This window comes from uncultured Agrobacterium sp. (assembly GCA_913777615.1).
Classification (GTDB): Bacteria; Pseudomonadota; Alphaproteobacteria; order Rhizobiales; family Rhizobiaceae; genus Agrobacterium.
Genome location: CAJYTK010000020.1, coordinates 171376 through 181659, shown reverse-complemented (window position 1 = coordinate 181659; position 10284 = coordinate 171376). Strand labels below are relative to the sequence as shown.

Genomic DNA, 10284 nt, shown 5'->3' with positions numbered 1-10284 from the left:
CACGGCCGTGAAACGCCCCAGCGCCAATGGTACTCCGTCTTAAGACGCGGGAGAGTAGGTCGCTGCCAGGTCTGCTAAACGCAACAAAATCTTCTCAAATCACAAACATAACGGCCAAGGCCGATACCAAAGGCCGCACACAAAGCGGCCTTTCGCAGTTCTAAAGCTTACTCGGCTCAAATAGTCGACAAAAGTCAACGCGGGGTGGAGCAGCCCGGTAGCTCGTCAGGCTCATAACCTGAAGGCCGCAGGTTCAAATCCTGCCCCCGCAACCAAATAATGCAAAATACGAAATACAAAAGCCCCGCGGTCTCCGTGGGGCTTTTTGTGTTTGGGCCTGCGCCGAGCGCTGTGGAAGCTGAATTGTACAAATGGCGCCTTGATAGGCTCTTTCGATTCACGGAGATCGTTAAATCGGAGCAGGCAGGCTATTCGGAGTGCAATTTGGGTAGCGGCCATGGACGCGTCTTCGTAATTGCTCGAAAAGCAGTCCGCGCGCCGAGTGGCTGAAAAAGACGGGCGTTCGTGAGTCATAATTGGAACGGCTACGGGTTCCTATGTCAGCAATGCTCGGGATGTTTGTCGTCATAGCTTGGCTGAGGCGGGGCCACGATCGGCCCCGAACGGACGAGCCTCAGCCTGATATATCTCGGCTGAGGCTAAGATTTTGCGGCGCTACTCGTGCTTGGTCCAGCGGAGTAAGCCCACGTCGTAGCCCAGAGCCTTTGCTTTGTTGACGAGCATCTTGCGCGTTTGCTCGGAAGGCTTGGGTGTACGCGTGAGGATCCAGAGATACCTGCCGGAGGGTTCGCCTACGATCGACCATGAGTAGTCGTTCGCGTGGTCGAGGACCCAGTAGTCGCCATAGAATGGACCAAAGAACGACACTTTGAGTTTGGCATTGCCGCTATCAGGAACGATTTTTGCGCGGCCCTCAATGTCTTTCTTGCTGCCCTCAGGGCTGCCTTGCCGGCACGTGTTGATAACCTTGATCATCCCGTCATTTCGCAGCGAGTAACGCGCTGTGACGCCCTCGCAATCCGTTTCGAAGGAGTTCTCATAACGGGCGAGTTCGAACCAGTCGCCGAGATATCGGTTTAGCTCAACGGTCTTGGTGGGCTGGGGGACAGATGCATTGCCGACCGGGCCAACCGTGGTGCAGGCTGCCAACAATCCGCTAGCGATGATCGGGAGAAAGAGTCTGAGTTTCATGGTCGTCTAATGAGGCCTCACGCTGATAGTTCCCAGGCGTATGTCGATCGGTATCAACATTTTTCGCCAGCGTCGACTTATAAGCGAAAAAGCGACTTAGCTCTTGGGTCGCTTCGCTGTTTGCGCAAACATAATTTCGTTTGTGCGGTGAGGGTGACTTCGACCGTAGCCAGCGGCAACCATCAGTTCCTTCTTTCAGATTCGATGCGTCGCTCCAGCTTTTGCCGCAGGTGATAAGTTCGACGATGGCGCGGTCCAGACAGCGCTCCTCAAATTTGGGGCATCGCTCGCTGCGGTCCGATGATCGTCGGTCACGGCAGCTTCAAGCGAAGGATCGGAGGAGCCATCAGAGCAACGGGTTAAGCGAAACTAAAGAAGCTTTGGCGGATCCTCGGGTGTCAACGCGCTTCGACGCATCGAAGACATGACCGCAATACTTCTACGGCTCCCCTAACGTTGCGCATCGGCAGGGGGAACCGTCACTGTCGCGCCGATGACCGAGCAGGTAACGTTCCTCGCAGAGGCGGAATGTTTTTGCCAAAAAGGTTGAAGCGTGTCGGGTCCATGCCTTCCTGCCGGTAGCGAAGGCCGATACCAGCAATGGAGGACTCGAACTCCTGGCGGGCGGCAAGCCTTGTCCTCAACTCTTCCAACTGCGTCCTGTCGCCTATGAGCGACTCGATGATGGCAACGGCTCTGTCGCTCAGCGACTGGCGCGAGAGCGGCGAGCCGAAGTTGAGTTTAAGTCGAAACGTGCTCCAGCTCTCTCCTTTGGCACCGCGTATCTGGACGAAGATCGATGGGGCGTGGCCGGTCTCTGGGAACTCAAGAAAGCTTGTACACTCCCACTCCCCGTTCGCGCCCTCCTGAAAGACCGGGGGATTTTTCTGCGACAGGTCCGACATTCCCCGGCAGCGGCCTGCATCAAACGTCTTTGCCGGAAGTCGAGCGCCCTTCGACACAGCCTGAATATGGGGAGGGGAAGCGATCCGGAGCGTTGCCTTCGCCGTGTCTATCGGCATCAGCGCGAGGGACAGGATGGAGATCATGAGCATCCCGGAAAGCTCCGCTTCAAGATCAGTTCGACGACGATCGGCAGCCGTTCATGGTTCGGTATTGGCACAGAGACAGTTCTATCATCGATGCCTCAACGATCCGTATAGATGAGACTGGTCTAGAGCGAGAGCATATCGGATGAAGCGTACTTGCTTTAGTGTTCAGACAATGTGTCAAAAACAAAGGCATAAAGCATCGCAGGCGGTCACGTGATCGCCACGAATGCTCTGGGGATATGAAGACGGATGTCCTCAGTTTTCCCGCGACGTAATACACCTTTCCCTGACAGTCTTGAAGTCTGTTGCGCTGGCTCTTGGACTGTGATGAACCGCTTCGAACCAGTCCTTTCTCTAAGAAGACATTCCAGTCAAGCGCGGCTTGCCAGGCGCAACGATCCAGGCGCAGACAGGAAAAGCGCATCGATATCCGCAAGAGGCATTCACAGCGCCCAGGTCTGCGTTCTATTGTAGATCCGCGTCACGTCTTGGCACGATATAGCGCATGGACAGTGCATAGCCCCATGAAGCAGCACGCAGCGCTGATCGTCATTGCTTACGCTTACCCGGTCAAACCTCGTTGCAGCTCGCCTATGCGCTTGAATCGTTGCCTGCGAGCGGAGCCGGTATTTTCGGACAGCGACTGAAGCATGAACTCGGTCATGGCGACCAGGTGCAGCATACTCTCGCCGCCATTCTGGTTCAGCGGGATGGTGAGGCAGATATCTGCGCTTTCCGGGCCCCATTCATAGAAGCGGGTGGTGATCAACAGGGTCTTGTAGCGGCCCTGTTTCGCCATCTTGGCAAGACGCTGGAGAGCAGGGAGGTCGCCGCCGCAATCGATCAAAATCAGCAGCGTGTTGTCCGGCTCCTCATCCATCAGCTCGATATAGGTCGAACCGTCGCTCTGGAGATAATGCACGCGCTCGCGGCACTCCAGCAGCTTCATATAGAAGTAGCGACAGAGCCCGAAGGTTTCGGCGGAGGAGGCAACAAAGACGTTGCGGCTTTGGGCGATGGCATCCAGTGCGGTCTTCCAGACCGCCTGGCCTGCCAGATCATAGACCGCCTGGACTGCCTGTATCTGTTGCAGCATCAGCGCCGAGAGCGGGGATTGGCGCGGATCCCTGCTTTCAGGTACAGCCGCTGCAGGCGCGGGATTTCTTTCGCGCAGGTGTTCGCGAATATCGCTCAATTGCCGATAGCCGAGAGATCGCAGAAATCTGCCGACCGTCATCGGGCTCAGCCCCAGTTTTTCCGCAAGCGTCGCAGCTGTCTCGAATGGCAGCTCGGTCAAGTGCTCCATGAGATACTTGGCGATGCGCCGCTCCGCCGGCGTACCGGACTTTATCAATCGAGAAAGATCGATCAGTAGCTTTTCCAACAATGCCTCTTCACGTTTCTATCCGGTGACGCTTCGAAGCCTTCTATCTTCGAACGCCAAGAGAGTGATTTGCGACACACCTTATCGCTTTTGAGAGGAAAATACTATTTCTCCCCCGTTCTTTTTAATAGTTTAGGCATGCCTTTTATGTCAGGTAAAGATGGCCGCAATCACATTATTCAGAAAAATGTCATAAAATGGTGTCCTTGTGGAAGGTGCATCGTCGCCCTATGTCTCCATCTCCAACATATTGGAGTGGATGGAGAGTCTTTTGATCCTGAACGCAGCTAGACGCGCATTTGAAAACCTGTTCGCGTCTCAGACACGCTCCGTGTTCTGGAAGGTGCTGGGGCTCACCATTCTTGTTTTGATCGGTCTGTGGTTTGCCATTCGTGGGCTTTTCCTCTGGCTTGCCCTGCCGTGGCTCGATTCTCTTGTTCCGGGCATGCCGGATTGGGCAGGGTGGATGAGTGTCGTGCTGGCGGTGCTGGCAGGCATCGGCCTGGCGATCGCGCTTGCGCTGTTGATCTCGCCCGTCACGGCGGTCATCGCCGGATTGTTTCTCGACGATGTGGCAGAGGTTATCGAGCAACGGGACTATGCGACCGAGCCTGCCGGTCGCGCCATGCCGCTTGGGGAGGCGGTGGTGTCCTCCGTCAAGTTCTTCGGCATCGTCATTCTCGGCAATGCCATCGCGCTTCTCCTGCTTCTCGTGCCGGGCGTGAACCTGATCGCCTTCTTCATGGTCAATGGATATCTGCTGGGGCGAGAGTTCTTCGAATTCGCGGCGATGCGTTTTCGCTCGCCGGCCGAGGCGCGCGCTTTCCGCTCCAAGCACGCGTCCACCGTTTTCATGGCGGGACTCGTCATCGCGGCCTTTCTCGCAGTTCCGTTCCTCAACCTGCTGACACCGTTGTTTGCCGCATCCTTCATGGTGCATCTGCATAAATCGATCAGCCGGAAAGACCCGTCATTTACGATGGTCTCTACAGGGGCTCGTTCAGGCACCAATCAGCTGGGCCGGTAGCTCCACCAAAGGCGCCGGTACATCCCAGGTCTTTTCGGGTGATTTGCAGATATCGGCGATCACGCATCGCTCGCATTCGGGTTTTCGCGCCTTGCAGCAATAGCGCCCATGCAGGATCAGCCAGTGATGGGCGTGGAAGAGGTACGGGTCTGGAATGATACGCACCAGCCTGTCCTCGACCTCGTCCGGGGTTTTGCCAGGTGCGAGCAAAATGCGGTTGGCGATGCGGAAGACGTGCGTATCGACGGCGAGCGTAGGAATGCCGAACGCCATGGACATGACCACATTCGCAGTCTTTCTGCCAACACCGGGCAGCATCATCAGTTCTTCGCGGCTTTTGGGAACCTCACCTCCGAAATTATCGATCAGCATCTGTGACAAGGCGATGACGTTCTTGGCCTTGTTTCGGTAAAGTCCGATGGTCTTGATATGATCGATCAGCCGCTCTTCGCCGAGCGCCAGCATTTTTTGCGGTGTATCGGCAATGGCAAACAGCGCTCGTGTCGCCCGGTTGACGCCGACATCGGTGGCCTGGGCGGAAAGTGCTACGGCCACCACCAACGTGAAGGGATTTGTATGTTCCAGCTCACCCTTCGGCTCCGGCCGCTGGATGGAGAAGCGGCGAAAAATCTCGTTCAGTTCCTCTTGCGAATAGGCGGTCTTCACGCGTTTTTGCCTTGGCTTCGCCGTCGAAATTGACTTTTTCAACGTTTGGGTGCTGGATCGTTTCTTGTCGATTGTCATAACAAATCTACATGCGCGTTGATCAGCCGTATCGAGGAAGGCAGATGGAAATGCTCAACGATCAGCCGGTTTTTTCTGCCGAACTCATTCCCTATCGCTCGTTGGGGCGCAAGGGTTTTCGTGTGTTGCTGCTCATCAGCGCGCTGGTGGCGGTCTTGTATGGCGGCTTTTTCCTCGTGACCGGCGCCTGGCCGATCGGCTTTTTCCTAGGGCTCGATTTTCTGCTGCTCTACGTGGCGTTCCGGGCAAATTACCGTGCGGGGCAGGTCAAGGAACAGGTCGTTGTGTCGCGCACCAGCCTGTCCATCCGCAAATTTTCCCCCAAGGGCGATATGGTGGAACATCGGTTCAACCCGTTCTGGGCGCGCTTTCGTGTGCGCCGGCACGAGGAATTCGGCATATTGTCCATGCATGTGTCCGGGGAAGGACGTGTGACCGATATCGGATCCTTCCTCAATCCCGATGATCGCGAGAGTTTCGCCAAGGCCTTTCGCAACGCACTTGCCACTGTGCGGCTGAAGATCTGATAGGGACTGGCGCAAGAAACGGGTGGAGACGGGCGACATGTCATGGTCTTGTGATCACCAAGGAGACACGCCCATGACTGCCAATATCATGCTGAAAGAAGATATCACGCCGGTCGGCAGCGATTACGACACTGTGCGACAGGTGATCGAGATTCTGACGCTGGATTATCGTGACCAGCCATCGCTTGAAGAAATCGCTGCCCGCCTCGACCAGTCGCCCACGCAGTTGCAGAAGACCTTTACCCGTTGGGCCGGACTTTCACCGAAAGCCTTTTTGCAAGCGGTGACACTGGATCATGCCAAGCGGCTGCTGCGCGAAGAGAACCTTCCTCTCCTAGAGACTGCCATCGAAGTGGGCATGTCCGGACCAAGCCGACTGCACGATCTGTTCGTGACGCATGAAGCCATGTCGCCCGGCGAATGGAAGATGAAGGGCCGCGGGTTGCAGATCCGCTATGGGTATCATCCATCACCCTTTGGTCTTGCGCTGGTGATGATCACCGATCGCGGACTTGCAGGCTGTGCCTTTGCCGATCCAGGTGAAGAAACCGCCTGCTTCGAGGACATGGCGAGACGCTGGCCGAACGCCATCTATGTGGAAGACCAGGCGGCGACTGCGCCCTATGCGGAGCGCATCTTCGATCCCGCCCGCTGGACCAGCGATAAGCCCTTGCGCGTCGTGCTGCTTGGCACGGATTTTCAGGTGCGGGTCTGGCAGAGCCTGTTGAAAATCCCGATGGGCCGGGCAGTGACCTACTCGCATGTGGCGCAGGATATCGGCCAGCCGACGGCATCGCGTGCGGTGGGTGCCGCTATCGGCGCCAACCCCATTTCCTTTGTCGTGCCCTGCCACCGCGCGCTTGGCAAAAGTGGCGCGCTGACCGGCTACCATTGGGGGATTACCCGTAAGCGTGCGATGCTGGGTTGGGAGACAGGGCGGGTGTGATCAGTCCTGTCTGGCAGTAGTCTGTGCACTCTCCAAGTCCATCAACGCCCGTGCCGCTGCCTCGTCAGTAATCAGCGTGTTGCAGCCAATGCGTTTGATCGTGGCGCGGATGGCGGTGGCGCGGTGGGCACCGCCGGAGGCCAGCACGATGTGTTTGGCCTTTTTCAGCGTGTCGAGATCGATCGCCATGGCGTGATTGTTGATCGGATGATCGACGGAGCGGCCTTCGGCATCGATGAAGTTGAACATGGTGTCGCAGACGCAGCCTGCCGCCACCAGCTCTTCCAGCGTCTGTTTGGAAATGAAGCCCTCCGATAGTGAGGTGGAGTGCGGGCCGATATCGCCGCAGCTGACGATGGCGAGATCGAGGTTTTCGGCGAGCGCGTAGAGTGTGCTCAGTCCGCATTTCTCAATCAGCGCCCGCTTGGTTTCAATGGAGTCGACCAGAAGCGGTGCGAGAAACATGTAACATTCCGCACCGAGTGCGCTTGCCAGCCGCCATGTGTAATCAAGCGGGTTGGTCTGATGCACGGCGACAATCCCGCCGAGTAGCGAGACGACCTTGCAGTTTTCCCGCCGCGGCGGGCGAAAGCTGGAGAGAGAGGCGGTCATGGTGCGGCCCCAGCCGACGCCGATGGTGGCATTGTCCGGCACGACCTCAGAGAGAAACTGGCCGAGCGCCAGGCCCACCCCCTTGGCGATATCCTCGGCTTTGTTCGAGCCTGTCGGAATGATCACCGCCTCATCCAGGCCATAGGCTTTTTCGAGCGCGATCGAAAGTTCGACGTAATCCTCGATGCCTTCATTGATCCAGATCTGCACGTCGGAGCGCTTCATCGCCTCATCGAGCAGGCGGATGACGGTGGAGCGGCTGAGCCCAAGTTTCTCGGCCACATCCTTCTGAGTCATGCCCTGATTGTAATACAGCCATGCGGCGCGCAACCGCAGTGAGGCAGCTTCGGAATAGGCCGTATGGGTTTCTCTACGCAGTTTTACCACTGTCTTATGCCATGTCCTGGTCTGAGTGTGCTTGAAATACGGGTGTGACGCTCAAGGCTCTCTAGGTTGAAGCAGAGCCTGTAGAGAGGCGCGCGTTCTATCGCTGCATTTTTCCGCCTTACGCATGGCCAGGCGGAGGGTTTGTCTGTCTTTATCGGATATCACAGGAGATGCTACCTCTATAAGCGAGGTCAGCGGCGTTAAGCGAGCATCGCACCAGCGCGGCTCCATGCCATCCAAGCCGATCGCCTCCAAGCCGCCCTCGATGACCGTGGTGACGTTCGAATATGTTCGCACACGTATTGCCGTCGCCTCTGGATCGTTGGAGAGCGCAGGTGTCGCAGAGAAGATTTTATGCATGTTGGCCAAGACGGCCCGCGTAGACCACAGCGCTGCGTCCAGACAAGCACCGAGTTCTCGCATGTTGACGTTGATATCCTTCTGCGTGCCTCCGGCAGAAATGGCGTCATAGACGTCCATGACGACGCTGACCGAGCGTGTATAGCTGGAGAGTGCCCGATAGTCTTCAGCGGAGAGTTCTACCAGCTTTTCCGCCTCCTTCGGGCGGCAGAGAATATCGAGCATGGTCGAAATCTCTGGCTTGGTGGGCCTCATAGCTGCCTGCGAGCGACCATTGCGCGCGGCAAAATCCTTCAAGCTTTGTGCAGCGTTGCGCATATCCTCCAGTCGCTCGGAAGACGGTACCGATGCTGGGTCGTCCATCGCGTCTGACGGCGGCGGCGCAAATCTAAACCGGACCTCGCCTTTGATGCCCATGGCGGCAAGTTGCGGCTGGCATCGAAGGATTGCCCTTATCCCCGCAGTGGCGAATGCTTCATTCAGCGCCCCTTCGCCTTTTTCGATGACGGCTGGCCTTTGATCGAGCGATCCATCCGAAAGGAACGTTGCGGAAATGACGACCGGACCGGTTGCCCCCATGGGCGGGGCGAAACACGCCTCGACTGCTCGCTGAAGGTCTGAAGGATCGACAGGTTTTTGCGCATCCGCCAGCGCTTCCTGATGGAAAACCGCCAGGGCGAGCATCGTCCCGGCAATCCGCAGCAGGCTTTTGGGTCTTAGTCTTTGCATCCGCGCTGGGCTCATCAGTCAGAGGTCTACAGAACGATCGTCTTCACGGTCATTTGTCGCTTGCCGGACGCACGACAGCGTCATGACTTTGTCCGGCCTCATGGTGTTCGAGTATTGCAGGGTTGAAACTTATGTCAATTGCGATGGGCAAATGTCTTGACTTTCGTCCGTCGCCTGCGCGATACTCAGGGTGAACAAACGCCCTTGTCGCCGTCTGTATGCTCACCCGTGCGGAACGAAATTCGATAGCGATGGTTTCCGAAAAAAATCACAAGGATTATACGGCATGACTTCCAAGCTTGATCAACTTCGCGCCATCACCACTGTGGTTGCCGATACCGGCGATATTGAAGCGGTGGCCCGTCTGAAGCCGGTGGATTGCACCACCAACCCTTCCATCGTGCTCAAGGCGCTTGGTACGCCGGCCTTTGCCGACACGGTGAAGGAAGCGGTGTCCTGGGGCCGCAAGCAGGGCGGAAGCTCCGAAGGTGTAATTGCCGCCGTGGCCGATCGTCTGGCGATTTCGGTCGGTGCAGCCCTGGTCGACCTCGTTCCCGGTCGCGTTTCGACCGAAGTGGATGCCGATCTCTCCTTCGATACGCAGGCATCGATCGCCAAGGCGCACAGCATCATTGCTGCCTATAAGGAGCGCGGCATCGAGCGTGAGCGTATTCTCATCAAGCTGGCCTCCACTTGGGAAGGCATCAAGGCGGCGGAAGTGCTGCAGGCTGAAGGTATCGACTGCAATCTGACGCTTCTCTTCTCCCAGGCCCAGGCGATCGCCTGCGCCGAGGCGAAGGCCTTCCTCATCTCGCCCTTCGTCGGCCGCATTCTCGACTGGTACAAGAAGTCGACCGGTGAGACCTACACAGCTGAGACCGATCCGGGCGTCATCTCGGTGCGCCAGATTTACAATTACTACAAGGCGAACGGCATTTCGACCGTCGTCATGGGCGCATCCTTCCGCAATGTCGGCGAAATCGAAGCGCTTGCTGGCTGCGACCGCCTGACGATCAGCCCTGCACTTCTGGAAGAGCTGGACAAGGACACGGGCACGCTGGAGCGCAAGCTTTCTCCGGATCATGCCAAGGCAGAGCCGCTGCAGTCGCTCGACGAGAAGAGCTTCCGCTGGCAGCTCAACGAAGACGCCATGGCGACGGAAAAGCTCTCCGAGGGCATCCGCCTGTTTGCCAAAGATCTGGTGTCGCTACGCGAAATCGTCCGCAAGGAACTGGCAGCCGCGTAACGGCAAAAAGCCGGGAACTGAATGGGCGCCCGGTCGTTTTATTCTCATAAGATCTCCA

The 10284-nt window shown here is 57.3% G+C and carries 10 protein-coding genes and 1 tRNA gene; 5 read left to right on the top strand and 6 right to left on the bottom strand.

The annotated features are described in order from the left end of the window. Window positions 1-198 precede the first annotated feature (198 nt). Window positions 199-275: transfer RNA gene (locus QZ862_RS18400), tRNA-Met, on the top strand. 400 nt (window positions 276-675) lie between these two features. Here QZ862_RS18400 and QZ862_RS18395 read toward each other — a convergent pair. The 3 genes from QZ862_RS18395 to QZ862_RS18385 form a co-directional block, all read right to left on the bottom strand. After that, window positions 676-1212 carry a lipocalin family protein gene (locus tag QZ862_RS18395; RefSeq protein WP_296101283.1) on the bottom strand — a complete coding sequence of 179 codons (537 nt, stop codon included), beginning with the start codon at window positions 1210-1212 and terminating at the stop codon, window positions 676-678. A 479-nt stretch (window positions 1213-1691) separates the two neighbouring features. Then, window positions 1692-2267, bottom strand: coding sequence for a DUF6030 family protein (locus tag QZ862_RS18390; protein ID WP_296101282.1), 576 nt, complete (start codon window positions 2265-2267; stop codon window positions 1692-1694). A 559-nt stretch (window positions 2268-2826) separates the two neighbouring features. Beyond that, entirely contained in the window at window positions 2827-3648 is an 822-nt protein-coding gene (locus QZ862_RS18385) for a MurR/RpiR family transcriptional regulator (RefSeq protein ID WP_296014463.1), read from the bottom strand. A gap of 271 nt (window positions 3649-3919) precedes the next feature. Between QZ862_RS18385 and QZ862_RS18380 the strand changes: the two genes are divergently transcribed. Beyond that, window positions 3920-4675, top strand: coding sequence for a sulfate transporter family protein (locus tag QZ862_RS18380; protein ID WP_296101287.1), 756 nt, complete (start codon window positions 3920-3922; stop codon window positions 4673-4675). Here the strand turns inward: QZ862_RS18380 and nth are convergent. After that, window positions 4649-5419: an endonuclease III gene (gene nth / locus QZ862_RS18375; RefSeq protein ID WP_296101281.1), complete on the bottom strand. Its 771-nt coding sequence runs from the start codon at window positions 5417-5419 to the stop codon at window positions 4649-4651. The two genes, QZ862_RS18380 and nth, sit on opposite strands and share 27 nt — an antisense overlap. 44 nt (window positions 5420-5463) lie before the next feature. On the opposite strand from nth, the gene QZ862_RS18370 reads away from it, so the two are divergent. Beyond that, a complete protein-coding gene (locus tag QZ862_RS18370) occupies window positions 5464-5946 on the top strand; it encodes a DUF2244 domain-containing protein (RefSeq protein ID WP_296014458.1) in 483 nt (160 codons plus the stop codon). 73 nt (window positions 5947-6019) lie between these two features. Beyond that, window positions 6020-6892: a bifunctional helix-turn-helix domain-containing protein/methylated-DNA--[protein]-cysteine S-methyltransferase gene (locus QZ862_RS18365; RefSeq protein ID WP_296039413.1), complete on the top strand. Its 873-nt coding sequence runs from the start codon at window positions 6020-6022 to the stop codon at window positions 6890-6892. On the opposite strand, the gene QZ862_RS18360 is transcribed toward QZ862_RS18365, so the two are convergent. Together QZ862_RS18360 and QZ862_RS18355 are read right to left on the bottom strand one after the other, a co-directional pair. Further along, window positions 6893-7891 carry a sugar-binding transcriptional regulator gene (locus QZ862_RS18360; protein WP_296101280.1) on the bottom strand — a complete coding sequence of 333 codons (999 nt, stop codon included), beginning with the start codon at window positions 7889-7891 and terminating at the stop codon, window positions 6893-6895. 51 nt (window positions 7892-7942) lie between these two features. After that, complete coding sequence (locus tag QZ862_RS18355) at window positions 7943-8980, bottom strand: hypothetical protein (RefSeq protein WP_296101279.1); 1038 nt, start codon at window positions 8978-8980, stop codon at window positions 7943-7945. A gap of 286 nt (window positions 8981-9266) precedes the next feature. Here QZ862_RS18355 and tal point away from each other — a divergent pair, with 286 nt between their 5' ends. After that, window positions 9267-10226, top strand: coding sequence for a transaldolase (tal, locus tag QZ862_RS18350; RefSeq protein ID WP_296014452.1), 960 nt, complete (start codon window positions 9267-9269; stop codon window positions 10224-10226). Window positions 10227-10284: the final 58 nt, after the last annotated feature.